Consider the following 20,391-nt stretch of genomic DNA (forward strand, 5'->3'; position numbering starts at 1 on the left):
CCGTCCGCCGCCGCCCGTCCCTCGCTGCCCGCCCCCGCCGCCAGTCGCCGCCCGCCCGTCGTACCCCGCCGGACGCCCCGCTCAGCGGCCGAGCCGGGAGAGCCCCTCGCGCAGTTCCCGGGCGTTCATGCAGAGGTGCACGTCGATGTCGGCGTTCATCTCGAGCCAGAACGGTTCGCAGATGGACGGCAGCGCCGCCTCGTCGGGGACGTCCACGACGATGATCTGGCAGCGGCGTCCGTTGCGGGCGAAGAAGTAGGCCGCCTCCGGCTTGAGGTTCCCGAGGAGCCGTTCGAACTTCTCGCCGATCGAGCCGTCGGCGATGAGCCTGTTGGACGTCTCGGTGTCGATCTCGATCTCCAGCAGCGCGCGCATGACGCCGCTCCTTCCCGGGGCTCGGGCGAGTCCGCAACTCCAGCGTCCCGCCGCGGCGGTGGGCACGCAACGTCACTCGGCCGGCCGCCCAGGACTGGCCGCGGTGACGGCGCCGGGGCTGCATGGGAATCGCCATTCCCGAGCGCACAGGAGCGACACATGGCGATCATCGTGCTCTTCGACATCCCCGGTGTCACCCAGGCCCAGTACGACGCCGCGATCTACCGGCTGACCGGCGGAAAGGGCCTCCACCAGCCCTCGGACCTGCCGGTCCCGGGCCTCCTCTCGCACGCGGCCGGGCCGACGGAGGACGGCTGGCACGTCACGGACGTGTGGGAGGCCCGCGGGGCGTTCATCCGGTTCAGCGAGGTGCTGATGCCGATCCTCGAGGAGGTGGGCATCCCGACCGTGCCGCCGCGGATCCTGGAGGCGCACGCGGTGGTCACCGCCCCCGTCCCGGAGGGCTGAGCCGGCCGGCGACCGCCGCCGCCGGGTCCGCAGCCGACCGCCGCACCCGCCCCCGGGCCGGCCTCCCGATCCCGACCGCGGCCCGGCCGTTACACCGGCTGCGGCCCCGACCGTGACACAGACACAGACCCAGACCCAGACCCCGACCGCGGTCCGCTCAGGCCGCGTGCGACGAGGCCCGGGTGAGGGCGGCGGGTGAGGGCGCGTCGGTGGCGGGGGCCTGCGCGGCGGCCTCGTGGTGGATCGGCCCGTCCCCGGCGCTCAGCGGCAGGCAGCTGCCGCCGCGCCGGTGGGCGACGATCTCGGCGGCGACGGAGACGGCCGTCTCCTCGGGTGTGCGGGCCCCGAGGTCGAGCCCGATGGGTGAGCGCAGCCGGCCGATCTCGGCCTCGGTGAGGCCGACCTCGCGCAGCCGCGTCTCGCGGTCCCGGTGGGTGCGGCGCGAGCCCATCGCGCCGACGTAGCCGACCTGCAGCCGCAGGGCGCGTTCCAGCAGCGGGATGTCGAACTTGGCGTCGTGGGTGAGCACGCAGAGCACGGTGCGCCCGTCGATCCGGTCGAGCTGGGAGTCGAGGTAGCGGTGCGGCCAGTCGACGACGACCTCGTCGGCGTCGGGGAAGCGCCGCCGGGTGGCGAAGACGGGGCGGGCGTCGCAGACGGTCACGTGGTAGCCGAGGAACTTGCCGATCCGCACGACGGCGGCGGCGAAGTCGATGGCGCCGAAGACGAGCATCCGCGGCGCGGGCACGTAGGACTCGACGAAGCAGGTGACGGTGCCCTGCTCGTGCTCGTCGCAGGGGCGGCCGTCCAGGCCGAGCACGATGCGCCCGGTGCGTCCGGCGTCGAGCATGGCGCGGGCCTCGGTGACGATCGCCCGCTCGAGCGCGCCGACGACGGTGGGGGCGGGGGAGAGGGCGCCGTGGTGGGTGTCGGCGGTGACGGCGACGGTGGCGCCGGCCAGTGCGCCGGGCCCGGCGATCACCCGGGCGAGCGCCACCGGGGTGCCGGAGGCGATGTAGGCGATGCCGGCGTCGAGTCCGGCGTCGGCCCCGGGGACGACCGGCTGGACGAAGACGTCGAGGATTCCGCCGCAGGTCAGGCCGACGGCGAAGGCGTCCTCGTCGCTGTAGCCGAAGCGTTCGAGCACCGGCTCGCCGGACTCGATGGCGGCCTGGCACAGCTCGTAGACGGCACCCTCGACGCAGCCGCCGGAGACGCTGCCGACCGCCTCGCCGGCGGCGTCCACGGCCAGTGCGGCGCCCGGGTCGCGCGGCGCGCTGCCCGAGACGCCGACGACGGTGGCGACGGCGAAGGAGCGCCCGGACGCGTGCCAGGCCTGCAGCTGCTCGGCGATGTCCTGCATGTCGGGGGCTCCTTGTCGGTCGGGGGCCGGCGGGCCGGCGGGCCGCGGGGTCGGGGTCGGGGGCCGTGGTTCGTGGGGGCGGACGGGGCGGACGGCGTGGAGGGCGTGGACGGGCGGCGGGGGCCGGTGCCGGAACGCCGCCGTACGGGAAACGATCCCGTACGGCGGCGGTGCCGCTTAGTGGGCCCCCAGCAGGGACTTGACCGGGGTGAGGGCGAAGTAGACCAGGAACACGACGGTGAGGATCCACATCAGCGCACTGGGCTCGCGCCACTTGCCGGTGCCGGCCTTGATGGTCACGTACGAGATGACGCCGGCGGCGACGCCCGCGGTGATGTTGTACGTGAACGGCATCAGGACGCAGGTGAGGAAGGCCGGGATGGCGACCTCGCGGTCCGACCAGTCGATGTGCCGGGCCTGGCTCATCATCATCGAGCCGATCACGACGAGGGCGGCGGAGGCGACCTCGACCGGGACGATGCCGGCGAGCGGGGAGAAGAACAGCATCAGGGCGAACATGGCGCCGGTGACGGTGGAGGCGAGGCCGGTGCGGGCGCCGTCGCCGACGCCGGTGGCGGACTCGACGAACACGGTCTGTCCGGACGCGCCGACCACACCGCCGACCGCGCCGCCGGCGCCGTCGATGAACAGCGCCTTGGACAGGCCGGGCATCCGGCCCTGCTTGTCCGCGAGGCCCGCCTCGGTGCCGACGCCGATGATGGTCGCCATCGCGTCGAAGAAGCCGGCCAGGACGAGGGCGAAGACCGCGACCGAGGCGCTGATGGCGCCCATGCCCTGGCTGCCGAAGGCACCGAAGAGGTCGACCTTGCCGAAGAGTCCGAAGTCGGGGGCCGCGATCGGGCTGCCGGGCCACTCGGGGACGGAGCTGGCCCAGGTGTGCTCGGGCAGCGTGACGGTGGCGTTGACGACGAAGGCCACCACGGTGCCGCCGGCGATGCCGATCAGGATGGCGCCGCGCACCTTGCGGGCGAGCAGCACGAAGATGGTCAGCAGGGTGATCGCGAAGACCAGGACGGGCCAGCCGACGAGTTCGCCCTTGGGGCCGAGCGAGACGGGCGGGCCGAACGGGTCCGGGCCGTGGTGGATGAAGCCGGACTTCACGAGGCCGATCAGGGCGACGAACAGGCCGATGCCGATGGTGATGGCGTGCTTGAGCGGCAGGGGTATCGCGTCCATGATCTTCTGCCGGAGGCCGGAGACGACCAGCAGGACGATCAGGAGGCCGTAGACCACGCACAGGCCCATGGCCTGGGGCCAGGTGGTGTTGGGGACCACGATCGCGGAGACGGCGCCGGAGACGGAGAGGCCGGCCGCGAGCGCGAGCGGCACGTTGCCGATCACGCCCATCAGGATGGTGGTGACGGCGGCGGCCAGCGCGGTGGCGGTGGTCAGCTGCGCGTGGTCGAGCTTGAAGCCGGTCTTGTCGGCGCCGCCGAGCAGGATCGGGTTGAGCAGGATGATGTACGCCATCGCCATGAAGGTGGTGAGGCCACCCCGCAGCTCGTTGGCGAGCGTCGATCCCCGGGCCGAGATCTTGAAGTACGAGTCCAGCGCGTTCTTCGGGCGTGCTTCCGGGGACGGCGCTGTGGTGTCGTCCTCGGCGGGTCTTTCTTCGGTGGTGCCGGCTTCCGTGGGGATCCGGGTCATGTCCACTCCCAAGTGTCAAAGGGGGTTGGGGTGGGCGAGCCGACCTGATCGCCAGTCAACGAGGTTGGCGCAGGGGGACTGTTCGACTCACTGGGCGCACACTGTGGCGGTGCCTGCGGTGCGTAGGTGGTGCGCACCGCTGCAGAACCCCGGCGTGGGAGAGGCAGCGGGATGGGGCTTACGCGTGTCGGCTGGTGGTGCATGGGGGTGCCTGTACTGCGTGGTGGGTGATGCCGTGTGGGGTTGCGCTGCCCCGGGGCGGCGGGGAAGACGGTCGCCGCCCCGGGGAGGTCGTGGTCCCGCGGTCAGCCGGGCTGTTCGGTGGTCAGGTGCTCGGGCCGGACGGGGATCCGGGTGAGCGCGAGGCCGGTGGCGTTGCGGATGGCGGCCACGATCGACGGCGTCGCCGACACGGTCGGGGCCTCGCCGACGCCGCGCAGCCCGTACGGGGCGTGCGGGTCGGGCAGTTCGAGGATCTCCACCGGGATCGGCGGGGTGTCGAGGATGGTGGGGATCAGGTAGTCGGTGAAGGAGGCGTTGCGCACCTTCCCGTCCCGCACAATGATCTCCTCCATCACGGCGAGGCCGAGCGCCTGGGTGCAGCCGCCCTGGATCTGGCCGACGACGGAGAGCGGGTTGAGCGCCTTGCCGACGTCCTGGACGGCGGTGAGCTCGACCACCTTGACCAGGCCGAGGTCGACGTCCACGTCCACCACCGCGCGGTTGGCGCAGAAGGTGTACTGGACGTGGCCGAAGCCCTGGCCGGTCTCCTTGTCGAAGGGGACGGTGGGGCGGTGGTGGTGCTCGCGGGTGAGGTCGATGGCCTCGTCGCCGAGCAGGTCGACCATGGAGACCAGCGCGCCGGAGCCCGCCGAGACGACCTTGCCGCCGTTGAGCGTGATGTCGTCGTGGGTCCAGCCGTAGCGGCGGCGGCCCTTCTCGATCAGCGCCCGCTTGACGGCCTCGGCGGCCAGCTTCACCGCGCCGCCGGTCATGTACGTCTGGCGGGAGGCGGAGGTCGAACCGGCCGATCCGACCTCGGTGTTGGCCGGGTGGATGGTGACCAGCTCGACGCCCAGCTCGGTGCGGGCGATCTGCGCGTGCACGGTGACGCCGCCCTGGCCGACCTCGGCCATCGCGGTGTGCACCATGGCGACCGGCTCGCCGCCGATGACCTCCAGGCGCACCCGGGCGGTGGAGTAGTCGTCGAAGCCCTCGGAGAAGCCGACGTTCTTGATGCCGACCGAGTAGCCGACACCGCGCACGATGCCCTCGCCGTGCGAGGTGTTGGACAGCGCGCCGGGCAGCTGGCGCACGTCCAGGTGCTCGGTGTCCAGCGGCGGCGGCAGCGGCATGTCCTTGACGCGGCGCAGCAGTTCGGCGACCGGGGCCGGCGAGTCGATCTGCTGGCCGGTGGGCATGTGGTCGCCCTCCGACATCGCGTTGAGCTGCCGGAGCTCGACCGGGTCCATGCCGAGCGCGGCGGCCAGCTTGTCCATCTGCGTCTCGTAGCCGAAGGCGGCCTGGACGGCGCCGAAGCCGCGCATGGCGCCGCAGGAGGGGTTGTTGCTGTACAGCGCGATGGCGTGCATCTTGACGTTCGGGATCACGTACGGGCCGTGTCCGAGCGAGGCCGCGTTGCCGACGACGGCGGGCGAGGCGGAGGCGTACGCGCCGCCGTCCAGCACGATCCGGCAGTCGGCGTAGACCAGCTTGCCGTCGCGGGTGGCGCCGTGCTCGTAGTGCATCTTCGCCGGGTGGCGGTGCACGTGGCCGAAGAAGGACTCGTCGCGGGCGTAGACGATCTTCACCGGCTTGCCGGTGTGCTGGGCCAGCAGGCAGGCGTGGATCTGCATCGACAGGTCCTCGCGGCCGCCGAAGGCGCCGCCGACGCCGGCCAGGGTGAGCCGGACCTTCTCCTCGGGCAGGTCGAGTACCGGGGCCATCTGCTGGCGGTCGACGTGCAGCCACTGGGTGGCGATGTACAGGTCGATGCCGCCGTCCTCGGCGGGCACCGCGAGGCCGGACTCGGGGCCGAGGAAGGCCTGGTCCTGCATGCCGACCTCGTAGTCGCCGCTGACGACGACGTCCGCGAGCGCGCGCACCTCGTCGGTGACGCCGAGGCCGGAGACCAGCTTCTGCTCGTGGCAGATGTTGCCGTACCCGTGCGACTTGTACTCGTGCGGCTCGTGCACGTAGCCGTGGGTCTCGGGGTCGAGGCACTGCTCCTCGGTGACGATCGGGGTGAGCACCTCGTACTCGACCTTGATCTTCTTCACCGCGCGGCGGGCCGTCTCAGGGTGGTCGGCCGCGACCAGCGCGATCGCCTCGCCGTGGTAGCGGACCTTGTCGATGGCCAGCGCCGGCTGGTCCTGGATCTCCAGGCCGTAGTACTTCGAGCCGGGGATGTCCCGGTGGGTGAGCACCGCGTAGACGCCGGGCACCTTGAGCGCCTCGGAGATGTCGACGGAGAGGATGTTGGCGCGGGGGTGCGGCGAGCGCAGCGCCATACCCCAGAGCATGTCCTCGTGCCACATGTCGGACGAGTACGCGAACTCGCCCTTGACCTTCAGGTTGCCGTCCGGGCGCAGCGGCGAGCCGCCGATGCCGTCCTTGGACGCCTGGTCGATGTTCTGGAGGTTCTTCTGTCCCTGGATGGTGCGCGTGCTCATGCGGACTCCGCCTCCCCGGCGCACTTGCGGGCGGACGCCAGCCGCACCGCGTCCATGATCTTCTCGTAGCCCGTGCAGCGGCAGAGGTTGCCCGACAGCGCCTCGCGGATGTCGTTGTCGCTCGGCTGGGCGTCCCGCTCCAGCAGTGCGTCGGTCTGCACCAGCAGGCCGGGGGTGCAGAAGCCGCACTGCACGGCGCCGGCGTCGATGAACGCCTGCTGGACGAGGCCCAGCTCGCCGTCCTCCTCGGCCAGGCCCTCGACGGTGCGCACCTCGCGGTCCTGCACCTGGCCGGCCGCGACCAGGCAGGAGCAGACCGGCACGCCGTCCAGGTAGACGGTGCAGGAGCCGCACTCGCCCTGCTCGCAGGCGTTCTTCGAGCCGGGCAGGCCGACCCGCTCGCGCAGCACGTACAGGAGGCTCTCGCCCTCCCAGACGTCGTCCGCCTCGACCGGCTTGCCGTTGGCGGTGAAAGTGACCCTCATGCCGCGCTCCTGATCTGCTTGCTGTAGTCGTTCCAACACCAGGTGAGGGTGCGGCGGGCCATCACGGCCAGGGAGTGGCGCCGGTACTCGGCGGTGCCGCGGACGTCGTCGATCGGCGAGGCCGCGGCCTTCACCAGCTCGCCGAAGCGCTGGATCACCTCGGTGCCCAGCAGGCCGCCGGACTCCCAGAGGCCGCGCTCGGCGAGCACGCCCTGCAGGTACTCCTCGGCCTCGACGGCGCGGCGCGGCGTGGGGGCGGCCGAACCGATGCCGGTGCCGACCGTGCCGTTCTTGGGGTGGAGGGCGAAGCCGAAGGCGCAGACCGCGATCACCATGGCGTTGCGGGTGCCGATCTTCGAGAACTGCTGCGGGCCGTCCGCGACCGGGATGTGCACGGCCCGGATCAGCTCGTCCGCCTCCAGGCTGTTGCGCTTCACCCCGACGTAGAACTCGTCGATCGGGATCATCCGGGTCCCGCGCACCGAGGCCGCCTCGACGAACACGTCGCGGCCGGCCGCCAGCAGCGCGGGGTGCGCGTCACCGGCGGGGGAGGCGCCGCCGAGGTTGCCGCCGACGCCGCCGCGGTTGCGGATCTGCGGCGAACCGACGGTGTGGGCCGCCAGCGCCAGCCCGGGCAGCGGCCCGGACAGCTCGTCGATGATCCGGGCGTAGGGGACCGAGGCGCCGAGCTTGACGACGCTGCCGTCGTTCGACCATTCGGTCAGCTCGGTGACGCGGTTCAGGTCGAGAATCGCGGATGGCCGGTGCACGTCGAAGTTCATCTCGACCATGACGTCCGTACCGCCCGAGATGGGCAGCGCGGTCGGGTACTCAGCCTTCGCCGCGAGTGCCTCGTCCCAGGTAGCGGGCCGAAGGAACTCCATGCGGGTGTCTCCTCAAGTCGTCGCCTGCCGAACGGGTGGGCACAGTGCCCGGAACTCGGTGTTCGGACCTCGCTAACCGCTTCGTCGCCTCCGCGTCGGGCCCCGGTCACCGGGTTGTGTCCGGCGGCGTGTCGCCCAGTGAACCGCTGTGACGGGGCCCACTGGCAGTCACCGATGGCATGAAGCCCCGGCTGTGCTCCAGCCCGGCATCCTGTACGTTCCTCTAAGGAGCGCAATTCCGCAGCCCAGGTGTTCACCGGGTGCTACCTACGACCGTAATCCGGTCGTGATTCGCAAGCTACGGGCCCGTGATCCGGCGGCCCGGTGGTACGTAACGCCGAGCACGGATGTTCGGGCACACTGTGACCCCCGGCAGCGTGCCCGGGCCCCCACCCTCACCCCCCCAGCCCGTTAGGAGTCCGCGGATGCGTGTCCGTGACCTGCTCGCCCCCGGCGCCCCGCGACTGCGCCTGCTCGCGGCGGAGGACGAGCTGGACCGGCAGGTCAGCGGCGTGATGACCACGGACCTGCACGACCCCGGGCGCTACCTGCACGGCGGCGAGCTGGTGCTCACCGGCATGCTCTGGCGCACCGGCCCGGCCGACTCCGAGCGGTTCGTGCGCACCATCGTGGCCGGCGGCGCCGTCGCCCTGGCGGCCGGCGAGGCCGAGGTCGGCCCGGTGCCCGAGGACCTGGTCGAGGCCTGTCGACGGCACCGGATGCCCCTGTTGGCGGTACCGGACGACATCGCCTTCGGCACCGTCACCGAGTTCATCGGCCGCCAGGTGTCGGCCGACCGGGCCGCCGACCTCGCGGCCCTCGTCGACCGGCACCGCCTGCTGGTCTCGGCGGCCGGCGGCGGCGGCCTGGACGCCGTGCTGGACCTGCTCGGCGGCGACCTCGACCTCGACTGCTGGGTGCTCACCCCCACCGGCGCGGTGATCGCCGGCCCCGCCGACCGGCTGTCCGCCGAGGACCGCGACCAGCTGGTGCGCGCCCACCTGGGCGCGCAGCGCCAGCGCCGCCGCCCCCCGCACCGGGCCCGGCTGGCCGGCGGCTCCTACTCGCTGCTGCCCGCTGCGGCCTCGGCCGAGCAGGACGCGCCGCTGGCCGACTGGATGCTCGCCGTCGCCGGCGACGTCACCGAGTGGACCACCAAGCGCCAGCAGCTGGCCGAGAACCTGGCCCGGCTGGTCGCCGCCGAGCGCCAGCGCCGCGACGAGGGCCGCCGGCTGCGCCGCCGGCTCGCCGACGAACTGCTGGACCGGCTGCAGCGCGACGCGGATCCGGCGGAGATCAGCCGCGCCCTGTACGCCTCCTCGGCGATGGCCGCCCGCTACGAGAGCCCCGAGCCCAGGGCCCAGGTCCAGGACGGCTCCTGGCTGGTGGTCAGCGCCGAGGGCACCGGTCTGCCGGAGGGCATGGTGCGCGCGGTGCTGGAGGAGGCCCTCGGCGGCACCAGCGACCGCGCGCTGATCGCCGGGGCCGGCACCGGCGCCGTGGTGGTCCTGCCCGCCCTGGACGCCGCGGTGCCCGCCGACACCCTGCGCGAGCTGCTGGCCCCGCTGGAGGCCGGACTCGGTTCGGAGGGCCGGATCACCCTCGGCGTCTCGGCCCCCGCGGCCGAGGCCGGCGGCCTGCGCGGCGCCCTGGAGGAGGCCCGGCACGCCCGCCGGATCGCCGCCGCCCGGGTCGGCCGGGTCTGCGTGGCGGGCCCGGAGGAGCTGGCCTCGCACGTGCTGCTGCTGGCGGCCGTTCCGGACGAGGTCCGCCGGGCCTTCCGCAGCCGGCTGCTGGACAAGGTCATCGCGTACGACATCGAGCACCAGGCGGACCTGGTCCGCACCCTGGAGGCGTTCCTGCGTTCGGACGGCTCCTGGACGCGCTGCGCCGCCCAGCTGCACGTCCACGTGAACACCCTGCGCTACCGGATCGGCCGGATCGAGGAGCTGACCGGGCGTGACCTGTCCCGGCTGGAGGACCGGGTGGACTTCTACCTGGCGCTCGAACTGGCCTGACGGCTCCCCGGGCCCGCGCGGCGTCCACGACATCCGTGCCCTCCGGCGGGTCCGTGACGTCCGGCGGGTCCGCGGTGCCTGGGATCCGGATCGCCGTCCGGCCTCCGGCGGGTCCGTGGCCTCCGGCGGGTCCGGGAACGCCGCAGGGCCCGCCGCGGTGTTCGCGGCGGGCCCTGCCGGGTGCTCAGGGGGCGGTCACTGCACCGGGATGACCCCGGTCAGCCACTCGAAGGCGCTGGGCACCATGCCCTTCCACAGCTCGGTGGAGTGCGGGCCCGGGGTCTCCTGGATCTGGACCTTGGTCGGCTCCTTGGCCGCGGCCTGGATCGCCTGGGCGTCCTCCAGGCCGTCGCCCTTCTTGCCGCTGATGAAGAGGGAGACCTTCGGCGGGGTCTGGGCGGCCTTCAGGATGTTGACCGGGTTGTTCGCCTCGCGCAGCTTCGGGTCCTTGCCCACCAGCGAGTCGCCCTCGGAGGCCGGGTCGTTGTAGCCGGACATCGAGACGGCGGCGCGGTAGCGGTTGGGGTGGGCCAGGGACAGCTTGGCCGCGCAGTGGGCGCCGGCCGAGTAGCCGGCGATCGCCCAGCGGTCGGCGGACGGGTCGGCGCGGAAGTTGTCCAGGACCATCTGCGGCACGTCGCGGGTGAGCCAGGCGTCGGCGTTGACCTTGCCGGGGATGTCGGTGCAGCCGGCGTCCTGGTGGTTGCCGAGCAGCAGGGTGCGCGGTGAGACCAGGATGAACGGGGCGACCTTGCCCTGCTGCATCAGCGGCTTGAGCTGCTCGGAGACCTTGAGGGTGCCGTACCAGGTGGAGGAGGAGCCGGGGTAGCCGGGGATCAGCTCGACGACCGGGAACTTCTTGTCCTTGAACGCCGGGTCGTTGTACTGCGGCGGCAGCCAGACCAGCACCTCGCCGTCGACGCCGGACACCTGGCCCTTGAGCTCGGTCTTCTGGACGTCGCCGGGCACCGCCGGGTCGTTGACGCCGCCGAACTTCTGGGCGACCTTCGGCGGCTGCTTGGCGGCGTCGCCGCTGTTCTGGCCGCCGCTCTGGCCGGCGGGGGCGCCCGGCTCGGCCGGCGGGACGGAGGGCACGGCCCGGACGTGGTCACCGGTGCCGAGGAGGTCGTCCCAGCTGCCGTAGATGAGGTTGGCGTTGTTGACCATGACGAAGACCATCAGCACGGCCGTGACCTGGCAGAACATGATCATGACGAGCCTGGACAGGATCCGCACCGGGTTCGGTCCGGGGACCTTTCCCCAGAAGAGCAACGCCACCGCGATGGACACCGGCACCAGGATGACGGTGAGGACGAAGAATGGCGTACCTGTCAGTTGCATCGAGTTCTCGTATCCGGGTCGCTGGCCGTCCGGACCCCACTCGCCCGGACGCACTCCAATGGCATTGGACGGCAGTGAACCGATGATCGGTTGCCGTCCGAATCTGTGCGGAACCTGAGAGGAACATCACGTCTCCGTGCTGAACCTGCGGTGGGTCGGCGTTGTCGGCGCCACCCGGACGGCGGTCGTCCGGACGAGATGTCCAGCGAACTTCCAGGAAGGTCCCCCGAGGCACCTTACCTCCCGTGCCGTGCACCCCGCCGGGCGAGGCGGTGCGATCACGCGGCGGGCGGCCAGAGAGGATAGGGGGATGAGCACAACCCGCTTTCGCCCGTCCCGCCGCATCTGGCCCGTGTGCGCCGTCCTGGCACTCGCGGTCACCGCGGCCGGTTGCAGCAGTACCGGAGGCAGACGCGCCGAGGAGGCCCGCGCCAAGGCGGCGGCCGCCGCCGGCAGCGCCGTCACCACCCCGCGCTGGAAGGTCGCCATGGTGACCCACGCCGGAGCCGGCGACGCCTTCTGGGACAGCGTGCGCAAGGGCGCCGAGCAGGCCGCCGCCAAGGACAACATCACCTTCCTGTACTCCAACGACGCGCAGACCCAGAACCAGGTCCAGCTCGTCCAGGCGGCCATCGACCAGAAGGTCGACGGCCTGCTGGTCACCCTCGCCAAGGGCGACGCGATGGCCGACGTCCTCGGCAAGGCCAGGGCCGCCGGCATCCCCGTGATCACCATCAACTCCGGCCAGGAGTTCTCCGCGAAGTTCGGCGCTCTCACCCACATCGGCCAGGACGAGTCCACCGCCGGCCAGGCCGCCGGCACCGAGCTGGCCGGCCGCGGCCGCAAGAACGTGCTCTGCGTCATCCACGAGCAGGGCAACGTCGGCCAGGAGCAGCGCTGCGCCGGCGCCCAGGCCAAGGCCGGCGGCACCTTCCAGGTGCTCTACGTCGACGGCGTCAACATGCCCGACGCCCGCGCCGCGATCTCCGCCAAGCTCCAGGCCGACCCGTCCGTCGACACCGTCCTGACCCTCTCCGGCCCGATGGCCGCCACCGGGCTGCAGGCGATCCAGGACGCCCGTCGCCCCGTCGAGCTGGACACCTTCGACCTCGGGCAGCAGGTCGTCGCCGGCCTCAAGTCCGGCAGCGTCGGCTTCGCCGTCGACCAGCAGCCCTACCTGCAGGGCTACGAGGGCGTCGACCTGCTCTGGCTCTACCGGAGCAACCTCGACATGCTCGGCGGCGGCAAGCCCGTCGCGACCGGACCGCAGATCCTGACCAGGGACGACGCCGACGCGCTCGCCGAGTACGTCGCGAGGGGGACGCGGTGACCGCCACCGACGTCCTCGCCCAGGACCGCCCGGCCGCGCTGCGCCGCCTGCTCGCCCGCCCCGAACTCGGCTCGCTGATCGCCGCCGTCGCGGTGTTCCTGGTCTTCGCCGCCGCGGCCGGGCCCTTCCTCCAGGTCTCCTCGCTGGGCACCGTGCTCTACGCGGCGTCCACCATCGGGATCATGGCCGTCCCGGTCTCGCTGCTGATGATCGGCGGCGAGTTCGACCTGTCGGCCGGCGTGCTGGTCACCACCGCCGCGCTGACCTCCTCGATGGTCTCCTACCAGTTCACCGCGGTGACCTGGGTCGGGGTGGCCGTCTCGCTCGCCGTCACGCTGGCGGTCGGCGGATTCAACGGCTGGATGCTCGGCCGCACCCGGCTGCCCAGCTTCATCGTCACCCTCGGCACCTTCCTGATGCTGACCGGTGCCAACCTGGGCGTCACCAAGCTGGTCTCCGGCACCGTCTCCACCAAGCCGATCTCCGACATGCAGGGCTTCGCCTCCTGCCGCTGGCTGTTCGCCTCCGAGGTCACCGTCGGCGGACTGACCGTCAAGGCCACCGTCTGGTGGTGGCTGGGCCTGCTCGCGGTCGGCACCTGGATCCTGCTGCGCACCCGCTTCGGGAACTGGATCTTCGCCGTCGGCGGTGACGCGGCCGCCGCCCGTGCGGTGGGCGTGCCGGTCGCCCGGACCAAGACGCTGCTCTACCTCGGCGTCGGCTTCGGCGCCTGGGTGCTCGGCCAGCACCTGCTGTTCTCCTTCGACACCGTGCAGTCCGGTGAGGGCGTCGGCAACGAGCTGATCTACATCGTCGCGGCCGTCATCGGCGGCTGCCTGATCACCGGCGGCTACGGCTCGGTGGTCGGCTCGGCGCTCGGCGCGCTGATCTTCGGCATGGTCAGCAAGGGGATCATCTACGCCCAGTGGAACCCGGACTGGTTCAAGTTCTTCCTCGGCGCGATGCTGCTGCTCGCCGCCCTGCTGAACGCCTACGTCAAGCGCCAGGCCGAACGGGGGCCGCGATGAGCAGCGAAGAACTCCTCGCGCTGGAGGGCGTCGGCAAGACCTACGGCACCGTCCGCGCCCTCCAGGACGTCTCGCTCACCCTGCACGCCGGCGAGATCAGCTGCGTGCTCGGCGACAACGGGGCCGGCAAGTCCACCCTGATCAAGATCATCGCCGGACTGCACCAGCACGACGAGGGCACCTACACCGTCGGCGGCGAGGAGGTCCGGCTCACCTCCCCGCGGCAGGCCCTGGACCTCGGCATCGCCACCGTCTACCAGGACCTCGCCGTCGTCCCGCTGATGCCCGTCTGGCGCAACTTCTTCCTCGGCTCCGAGCAGGGCCACCGCCGCTGGGGCGGGCTGCGCCTGGACGCCGAGGGCATGCGCGCCACCACCCGCGAGGCGCTCGCCCGGATGGGCGTCGACCTGCACGACGTCGACCGCCCGATCGGCACCCTCTCCGGCGGGCAGCGCCAGTGCGTGGCGATCGCCCGCGCCGTGCACTTCGGCGCCAGGGTGCTCATCCTGGACGAGCCGACCGCCGCGCTCGGCGTCAAGCAGTCCGGGGTGGTCCTCAAGTACGTCACCGCAGCCCGCGACGCCGGGCTCGGAGTCGTCCTGATCACCCACAACCCGCACCACGCGTACCTGGTCGGCGACCACTTCACCCTGCTCAAGCGGGGCCGGATGGCCGGCAGCCACCCGCGTGCCGCGATCGGCCTCGAACAGCTCACCACCGAGATGGCCGGCGGCTCCGACCTCGCCGAACTCTCGCACGAGCTGGCCCGCCCCGACCCCACCACCCCTCGTGAGGAGCGTCCGCAGCCGTGAACAGCCCCCAAGGCGGCACCCGGCCGGCCGTCCTGCCCACCCTGCTCGGCCTCGGCCCGCGGGCCGAGCGCCGCCGCCGTGCCCTGCCCGCCGGGATACTGCGGCTGCCCACCATCGGCGTCGACATCGGCGGCACCAAGGTGGTCGCCGGAGTGGTGGACGGCGAGGGCAACGTGCTGGAGAAGCTGCGCACCGACACCCCGGACAAGAGCAAGAGCCCCAAGGTCGTCGAGGACGTCATCGTCGACCTGGTGCTGGAGCTCGCCGACCGGCACGACGTCCACGCCGTCGGCATCGGCGCGGCCGGCTGGGTCGACGCCGAGCGCTCCACGGTGCTCTTCGCCCCGCACCTCAACTGGCGCGGCGAACCGCTCCAGCAGGCCCTCAGCGAGCGGCTGCGCTTCCCGGTGATCGTCGAGAACGACGCCAACGCCGCCGCCTGGGCCGAGTGGCGCTTCGGCGCCGGCCGCGGCGAGGACCACATGGTGATGCTCACCCTCGGCACCGGCATCGGCGGCGCCGTGGTGCGCGACGGCTACGTCGACCGCGGAAAGTACGGCCTGGCGGGGGAGTTCGGGCACATGCAGGTGCTGCCCGGCGGCCACCGCTGCCCGTGCGGCAACCGCGGCTGCTGGGAGCAGTACTCCTCCGGCAACGCGCTGGTGCGCGACGCCCGCGAGCTGGTCGCCGAGGAGTCCCCGGTGGTGCAGCCGCTGCTCGCCCGGGCCGGCGGCGCGGTCGAGGGCATCACCGGCCCGCTGGTCACCGAGGCCGCCCGGGCCGGGGACCCGACCGCCACCGAACTGCTCTACGAGGTCGGCACCTGGCTGGGCGTCGGCATCGCCAACCTGGCCGCCGCGCTCGACCCGGGCCGCTTCGTCATCGGCGGCGGCGTCTCCGAGGCCGGCGACCTGCTGCTGGGCCCGGCCCGGGACACCTTCCGCCGCACCCTCACCGGGCGCGGCTTCCGCCCGGAGGCCGCCATCGTGCACGCCGCCCTCGGCAACGAGGCGGGTCTGGTCGGCGCCGCCGACCTCGCCCGCCAGGTCGCCCGCCGCTTCCGCACGATCAAGCGGCGCCGGGTCGAGCGCAGCGCGTCGGGCTGACCGGTCCGGCGGACGGGTTTCGGCGAACAGATTTCAGCGAACAGATGACGTTATCTGTTCGCTGAAATCTGTCATCTGAACTCTGTCATCTGTTCCCTCTCCGCCCCTCTCCGCCCCTCTCTGCCTCGCCCCGCCCGACGCGCAGGCTACCCGCCGGTAGTGTCGCGGTGTGGTTGTCGGATCCATGTCGCCTGTGGAACAACTGAGTTGACGTCGACTCAGGAGGACTCGGATGAGGGCGCTGGCCCGTCTCGCACCGTCACTGCTGCTCGCCACCGCGCTCGTCTGGTCCACCACCGGGCCGGCCGGGGCCGCCGCGCCGCCGCCGAAGGTGCCGGAGGCGGTCGGCTGGGGAGGCGCCGTCGCGAGCGTCGACGCCGACGCCACCGCCGCCGGGATCGAGGTGCTGCGCAAGGGCGGGAACGCGGTCGACGCGGCGGTGGCCGTCGCCGCCGCGCTCGGGGTGACGGAGCCCTACTCCTCCGGCATCGGCGGCGGCGGGTACTTCGTCTACTACGACCACGCCACCGGCCGGGTGCACACCGTCGACGGCCGCGAGGTGGCCGGCCGCACCGCCGGCACCGGGCTGTTCCTGGAGGACGGCAAACCGCTGCCCTTCGCCGACGCCGTCACCAGCGGCCTGTCCGTCGGCGTCCCCGGCACCCCCGCCACCTGGGACGCCGCGCTGCGCCAGTGGGGCAGCCGCCCGCTCGCCGACGTCCTGGAGCCCGCCGAGCGGATCGCCGAGAACGGCTTCGTCGTCGACGACACCTTCCGGGGCCAGACCTCCGACAACTACAGCCGGTTCAAGGACTTCCCGGCCACCGCGAAGACCTTCCTGCCGGGCGGGAACCTCCCCGCGGTCGGTTCCGTGCTGCGCAACCCCGACCTCGCCGCGACGTACCGGCTGCTCGCCAAGGACGGCGTCAAGGCCTTCTACCAGGGCGAGTTGGCCAAGGAGATCGCCGACACAGTGCAGCACCCGCCGGTCGACCCGGCCTCCGGCCGCAACGCCCGCCCGGGCAGGGTGGACACCGCCGACCTCGCCGCCTACCAGCTCCGCCGCCAGGCCCCCACCCACGTCGCCTACCGCGACTACGACGTCTACTCCATCGCCCCCTCCAGCTCCGGCGGCACCACCGTCGGCGAGGCCCTCGGCATCCTGGAGGACGGCGAGCTCTCCGCGTACGACGGCACGCAGTACTACCACCACTTCCTGGACGCCTCCCGGATCGCCTTCGCCGACCGCAACCGCTGGGTCGGCGACCCGGCCTCCGAGGACGTCCCGACCGCGCAGCTGCTCTCTCCGCGCTACGCCGCCTCCCGGGCCTGCCTGATCGACCCCGGCCGCGCCCTCACCAGCCCGCTCGCCCCCGGCGACCCGCGCCACCCCGCCGACTGCGCCTCGGCCGGCCCCGCCGTCGCCGAGCCCTACGAGGGCCCCAACACCACCCACCTGACCGTCGCCGACCGTTGGGGCGACGTCGTCTCGTACACGCTCACCATCGAGCAGACCGGCGGCAGCGGCATCACCGTCCCCGGCCGCGGGTTCCTGCTCAACAACGAGCTCACCGACTTCGACTTCGCCCCGCTCACCCCCGGCGTCCCCGACCCCAATCTGCCCGGCCCCGGCAAGCGCCCGCGCTCCTCGATCTCCCCGACCATCGTGCTGCGCGACGGCGAACCGCTGCTCGCCACCGGCAGCCCCGGCGGCGCCACCATCATCACGACCACCCTGCAGGTGCTGCTGGGGCGGCTCGACCGGGGCCTGAGCCTGGAGCAGGCCATCGCGGCGCCGCGCGCCAGCCAGCGCAACACCGCCGCCACCCAGGCCGAGCCCGGCTTCCTCGCGCTGCCCGAGCGGCCCGCGCTGGAGGCGCTCGGGCACGTCTTCGCGCCCGTCGCCGAGATCGGCGCCGCCACCGGCGTGGAGCGGCTGCCGGACGGGCGCTGGGTGGCGGCCGCCGAGCCGGTGCGGCGCGGCGGCGGCTCGGCCGCGGTGGTGCGGCCCGCGGGCTGACCGGCCGGGGCCGTCGGTGCCGGGCGGTATGTTCGGGGTGGGCCTCCCGCGGGGCCCACCCCTGTCCGTACCGAACCACCGGGAAGGCCGCCCGCCGTGACCGTCCGCATCGCCACCTGGAACATCAACTCCGTCACCGCCCGGCTGCCCAAGCTCCTGGAGTGGCTGGAGAGCACCAAGCCCGACGTGCTCTGCCTCCAGGAGCTCAAGTGCGCGGCCGACGCCTTCCCGCACGACGAGGTCCGCGCCCTCGGCTACGAGACGGCGGCCCACGGCACCGGCCGCTGGAACGGCGTCGCCGTCGTCTCCCGGCTCGGCCTCGAGGACGTCGTGCGCGACCTGCCCGGCCAGCCCGGCTACCTCGCCGACGGCGCCCTGCTGCCCGACGTCGAGCCGCGAGCCGTCGCCGCCACCTGCGGCCCGGTCCGGGTCTGGTCGGTCTACGTGCCCAACGGCCGCGAGGTCGACCACGCGCACTACCGCTACAAGCTGGAGTGGCTGGAGGCGCTGCGCCTGGCCGCCGCCGGGGACGCCGCCGGCGAGCGCCCCTTCGCCGTCCTCGGGGACTTCAACATCGCCCCCACCGACGAGGACGTCTACGACGTCGCCGCCTTCGAGGGGCTCACCCACGTCACCCCGCCCGAGCGGGCCGCGCTGGCCGCCCTCGGCGAGATCGGCCTGCACGACGTGATGCCCCGTCCGCTCAAGTACGACCGCCCCTACACCTACTGGGACTACCGCCAGCTGGCCTTCCCGAAGAACCGCGGCATGCGGATCGACCTTACCTACGCCAACAAGCCGTTCGTCGACGCCGTCACCGACAGCTACGTGGACCGCGAGGCCCGCAAGGGCAAGGGCACCTCGGACCACGCGCCGGTCGTGGTGGACCTCGACCTGTGAGTCGCCGAGGGGGAGTCGCCGCGCGCGGGCCGCAGCAGGTGGGCCGCAGCAGGTGGGCCGCCGAGGGTGAGCCGCCGTCGACGCGCCGCAGGGCCGTCGGCGGCGGCTCACGCACGGTGAGGGGTGCTCACCCGGACGGTCCAGACCGGGTGGCCGGGCCCCGGTGGCCTCCCTACCGTCGGTGAGTAACCGGGTGCAGTCGTTCGACCACGTGGACATCGGAGTTCCCCCGGCTGCGCCCGAGAATCCCGGAGGTTCCGGCATGCGCCCCACGCGTACGGCCGCCGCCGCCCTGATCGGCGCGACGGTGCTGACCGGCCTGACGGCCCCCCTCGCTTCCGCCAGGGACGGCGCGGCCTCGGTCAGTCCGTCCCAGGCCGCACCGGGCCAGACCGTGACGGTCACGGTCTCCTGCGAGAAGTCGGACAAGCCCGACGCCAAGACCATCACCGCCCACTCGGCGGCCTTCGAGGGCGGCCCGGCCACCCTCACCCTGGGCGCCGACGGGAAGCACACCGGTTCCGCCCGGCTGGCCGGCCAGCACGCCGGGGACAGCAAGGTCGACGGCACCTGCCCGGACGGCGGCACCTTCTCCACCAGTGTCACCGTCGCCACCGTCGCGGCCGCCACCCCGGACAAGACCCTCGGCGAGTGGGGCCAGGCCGCCGGCGAGTGGGCGGGCTCGCTCGGCCAGTCCGGCGCCGGCAGCCAGCAGGTCGCCCCGCACGGCGCGGTGAAGACCGGCCTCGGCGGTTCGGTCGCGGCCGATCCGGCGGAGCTCGCCGGCGGCCTGGCGCTCGTCGCGGGCGGCATCGGCGGCTTCTGGCTGCTGCGCCGGCGAGGCGCCTGACGGCCCCGCCGCCCCGTCCGCGCGCCCCCGGACCCGTCCGCGCGCCCCCGGACCCGTCCGCGCGCCCCCGGCCCCGACGGGTGCGGCGGCGCGCGGACGGGTCTCAGACGGTCTGCGGGGAGAACCGGTGACCGGCGGCCGTGCCGTCGCCCGCGTCGGACCGGTCGGGGCCGCCGTGCTCCTGCTCGTGCCGGAGCGTGCCGCTCGCCAGCAGGTACTGCGCCAGGACGTACGTCGCCATGATCCAGAACTGATGCCCCGGCAGCTCCTTCCACTTCGCCAGCTGGGTGGCGATCAGCGTGTCGGAGAGCAGGAACAGCGCACCGCCCAGCCCGGTCCGCCAGCCCAGGCCGGCCGAGGTGACGGCCGTCGAGGCGAGCAGCAGGCTGTAGCCGGCCACCGGCACCTGGAGGTCCCCCAGGTCCGGCCAGAGCCGCCCGATCACGGCCGCCCAGGCCGTCGCGTACGCGGCCGCCACCACCAGCGCCCGGCGGCGCTCGTTCAGCGCCCCGCGCTGGACGAACATCGTCACGTAGCACACGTGCGCCGCCGCGAACGAGCCCATGCCGGCCAGGAACGCCGGGTCGGTCTTCAGCTGGAGCAGCACGTCCCCGCCCGCGCTCAGCAGCAGCGCGGGCGCCAACTGCCGCGGCGCCCGGCGCCCGGCGGCGGTGGCGGCCGTCACGCTGTGGGCGGCCAGCAGCGGCATCAGGGCCGGCTTGGTGGCGTTGCGCAGCACCGGCGAGCCGGACAGGATCGCGCCCAGGTGCGCCGCCGAGGTGGCCGCGAAGCCGCCGAGCAGGCCGGCGGCCGGGCGCAGGCGCCCGCCGAGGACGGCACGGGTGGTCGTACGGATGCTCATGCGGCTGCGGACCTCCGGGGTGGGGCGGGACGGCACGGGGGTGGGACGTAGAGGGGCGGGACGTCGCGGGGTGGGACGTCGCGGGGTGGGACGTGCGGGCGGGACCGACCCTAAGCGACCGGCCGGTGCGGCGGAAGACCGGGGTTACCGGTGCGTAACCCCGGCGGGGAAGGGCGGATGACGGCGCGGCGGCGCGGCGCGCCCGGGCA

At 73.3% G+C, this 20,391-nt stretch carries 17 protein-coding genes; 9 read left to right on the forward strand and 8 right to left on the reverse strand.

Annotated features, from left to right (window positions below; translation table 11 throughout):
- Window positions 1-81: 81 nt before the first annotated feature.
- Window positions 82-375 (reverse strand): hypothetical protein, encoded by a 294-nt coding sequence (locus tag AB0N04_RS01695; RefSeq protein WP_360214002.1) that lies wholly within the window; start codon window positions 373-375, stop codon window positions 82-84.
- 159 nt (window positions 376-534) lie between these two features.
- Between AB0N04_RS01695 and AB0N04_RS01700 the strand changes: the two genes are divergently transcribed.
- Window positions 535-843, forward strand: coding sequence for a hypothetical protein (locus AB0N04_RS01700; protein WP_360214004.1), 309 nt, complete (start codon window positions 535-537; stop codon window positions 841-843).
- A gap of 157 nt (window positions 844-1,000) precedes the next feature.
- On the opposite strand, the gene AB0N04_RS01705 is transcribed toward AB0N04_RS01700, so the two are convergent.
- The 5 genes from AB0N04_RS01705 to AB0N04_RS01725 form a co-directional block, all read right to left on the reverse strand.
- Entirely contained in the window at window positions 1,001-2,206 is a 1,206-nt protein-coding gene (locus AB0N04_RS01705; RefSeq protein WP_360214006.1) for an XdhC/CoxI family protein, read from the reverse strand.
- A 177-nt stretch (window positions 2,207-2,383) separates the two neighbouring features.
- A complete protein-coding gene (locus AB0N04_RS01710; RefSeq protein WP_360214042.1) occupies window positions 2,384-3,880 on the reverse strand; it encodes an NCS2 family permease in 1,497 nt (498 codons plus the stop codon).
- Between the two features lie 299 nt (window positions 3,881-4,179).
- Window positions 4,180-6,546 (reverse strand): xanthine dehydrogenase subunit D, encoded by a 2,367-nt coding sequence (gene pucD, locus AB0N04_RS01715; protein WP_360214008.1) that lies wholly within the window; start codon window positions 6,544-6,546, stop codon window positions 4,180-4,182.
- Window positions 6,543-7,031, reverse strand: a complete 489-nt coding sequence (locus AB0N04_RS01720) for a (2Fe-2S)-binding protein (protein ID WP_360214010.1) — start codon at window positions 7,029-7,031, stop codon at window positions 6,543-6,545. The genes pucD and AB0N04_RS01720 overlap by 4 nt, the downstream gene beginning before the upstream one ends.
- Window positions 7,028-7,915 (reverse strand): FAD binding domain-containing protein, encoded by an 888-nt coding sequence (locus AB0N04_RS01725; protein ID WP_360214012.1) that lies wholly within the window; start codon window positions 7,913-7,915, stop codon window positions 7,028-7,030. The genes AB0N04_RS01720 and AB0N04_RS01725 overlap by 4 nt, the downstream gene beginning before the upstream one ends.
- Window positions 7,916-8,340: 425 nt before the next feature.
- Here AB0N04_RS01725 and AB0N04_RS01730 point away from each other — a divergent pair, with 425 nt between their 5' ends.
- Window positions 8,341-9,933 (forward strand): helix-turn-helix domain-containing protein, encoded by a 1,593-nt coding sequence (locus AB0N04_RS01730; protein WP_360214014.1) that lies wholly within the window; start codon window positions 8,341-8,343, stop codon window positions 9,931-9,933.
- Between the two features lie 195 nt (window positions 9,934-10,128).
- On the opposite strand, the gene AB0N04_RS01735 is transcribed toward AB0N04_RS01730, so the two are convergent.
- Complete coding sequence (locus AB0N04_RS01735) at window positions 10,129-11,274, reverse strand: alpha/beta hydrolase-fold protein (RefSeq protein WP_360214016.1); 1,146 nt, start codon at window positions 11,272-11,274, stop codon at window positions 10,129-10,131.
- A 310-nt stretch (window positions 11,275-11,584) separates the two neighbouring features.
- Between AB0N04_RS01735 and AB0N04_RS01740 the strand changes: the two genes are divergently transcribed.
- The 7 genes from AB0N04_RS01740 (at window position 11,585) to AB0N04_RS01770 (ending at window position 19,320) form a co-directional block, all read left to right on the forward strand.
- The gene (locus tag AB0N04_RS01740; RefSeq protein ID WP_360214018.1) at window positions 11,585-12,604 is read left to right on the forward strand and encodes a substrate-binding domain-containing protein; all 1,020 of its coding nucleotides are present in this window, start codon (window positions 11,585-11,587) and stop codon (window positions 12,602-12,604) included.
- On the forward strand, window positions 12,601-13,632 hold the full coding sequence (locus tag AB0N04_RS01745; protein WP_360214020.1) for an ABC transporter permease: 1,032 nt from the start codon (window positions 12,601-12,603) through the stop codon (window positions 13,630-13,632). The genes AB0N04_RS01740 and AB0N04_RS01745 overlap by 4 nt, the downstream gene beginning before the upstream one ends.
- Window positions 13,629-14,444 carry an ATP-binding cassette domain-containing protein gene (locus AB0N04_RS01750; RefSeq protein WP_360214022.1) on the forward strand — a complete coding sequence of 272 codons (816 nt, stop codon included), beginning with the start codon at window positions 13,629-13,631 and terminating at the stop codon, window positions 14,442-14,444. The genes AB0N04_RS01745 and AB0N04_RS01750 overlap by 4 nt, the downstream gene beginning before the upstream one ends.
- Window positions 14,445-14,485: 41 nt before the next feature.
- Window positions 14,486-15,550, forward strand: a complete 1,065-nt coding sequence (locus AB0N04_RS01755; protein ID WP_360214044.1) for an ROK family glucokinase — start codon at window positions 14,486-14,488, stop codon at window positions 15,548-15,550.
- 232 nt (window positions 15,551-15,782) lie between these two features.
- Entirely contained in the window at window positions 15,783-17,570 is a 1,788-nt protein-coding gene (ggt, locus tag AB0N04_RS01760) for a gamma-glutamyltransferase (RefSeq protein WP_360214024.1), read from the forward strand.
- Window positions 17,571-17,666: 96 nt separating this feature from the next.
- Window positions 17,667-18,470, forward strand: coding sequence for an exodeoxyribonuclease III (locus AB0N04_RS01765; RefSeq protein WP_360214026.1), 804 nt, complete (start codon window positions 17,667-17,669; stop codon window positions 18,468-18,470).
- Between the two features lie 262 nt (window positions 18,471-18,732).
- Entirely contained in the window at window positions 18,733-19,320 is a 588-nt protein-coding gene (locus AB0N04_RS01770) for a hypothetical protein (protein WP_363362972.1), read from the forward strand.
- 103 nt (window positions 19,321-19,423) lie between these two features.
- Here the strand turns inward: AB0N04_RS01770 and AB0N04_RS01775 are convergent, their stop codons facing one another.
- The gene (locus AB0N04_RS01775) at window positions 19,424-20,182 is read right to left on the reverse strand and encodes a lysoplasmalogenase (protein WP_360219896.1); all 759 of its coding nucleotides are present in this window, start codon (window positions 20,180-20,182) and stop codon (window positions 19,424-19,426) included.
- Window positions 20,183-20,391: the final 209 nt, after the last annotated feature.

This window comes from Kitasatospora sp. NPDC051702 (assembly GCF_040681575.1).
Taxonomy (GTDB): domain Bacteria; phylum Actinomycetota; class Actinomycetes; order Streptomycetales; family Streptomycetaceae; genus Kitasatospora.

Excerpts from the sequence above, each read along its gene's own strand:
- AB0N04_RS01770 (WP_363362972.1), top strand. The coding sequence starts at position 18,733 with ATGCGCCCCACGCGTACGGCCGCCGCCGCCCTGATCGGCGCGACGGTG.
- AB0N04_RS01735 (WP_360214016.1), bottom strand. The coding sequence starts at position 11,274 with ATGCAACTGACAGGTACGCCATTCTTCGTCCTCACCGTCATCCTGGTG.
- AB0N04_RS01730 (WP_360214014.1), top strand. The coding sequence starts at position 8,341 with ATGCGTGTCCGTGACCTGCTCGCCCCCGGCGCCCCGCGACTGCGCCTG.
- AB0N04_RS01725 (WP_360214012.1), bottom strand. The coding sequence starts at position 7,915 with ATGGAGTTCCTTCGGCCCGCTACCTGGGACGAGGCACTCGCGGCGAAG.
- AB0N04_RS01700 (WP_360214004.1), top strand. The coding sequence starts at position 535 with ATGGCGATCATCGTGCTCTTCGACATCCCCGGTGTCACCCAGGCCCAG.
- AB0N04_RS01720 (WP_360214010.1), bottom strand. The coding sequence starts at position 7,031 with ATGAGGGTCACTTTCACCGCCAACGGCAAGCCGGTCGAGGCGGACGAC.
- ggt (WP_360214024.1), top strand. The coding sequence starts at position 15,783 with ATGAGGGCGCTGGCCCGTCTCGCACCGTCACTGCTGCTCGCCACCGCG.
- AB0N04_RS01750 (WP_360214022.1), top strand. The coding sequence starts at position 13,629 with ATGAGCAGCGAAGAACTCCTCGCGCTGGAGGGCGTCGGCAAGACCTAC.
- AB0N04_RS01740 (WP_360214018.1), top strand. The coding sequence starts at position 11,585 with ATGAGCACAACCCGCTTTCGCCCGTCCCGCCGCATCTGGCCCGTGTGC.
- AB0N04_RS01705 (WP_360214006.1), bottom strand. The coding sequence starts at position 2,206 with ATGCAGGACATCGCCGAGCAGCTGCAGGCCTGGCACGCGTCCGGGCGC.
- pucD (WP_360214008.1), bottom strand. The coding sequence starts at position 6,546 with ATGAGCACGCGCACCATCCAGGGACAGAAGAACCTCCAGAACATCGAC.
- AB0N04_RS01695 (WP_360214002.1), bottom strand. The coding sequence starts at position 375 with ATGCGCGCGCTGCTGGAGATCGAGATCGACACCGAGACGTCCAACAGG.
- AB0N04_RS01775 (WP_360219896.1), bottom strand. The coding sequence starts at position 20,182 with ATGAGCATCCGTACGACCACCCGTGCCGTCCTCGGCGGGCGCCTGCGC.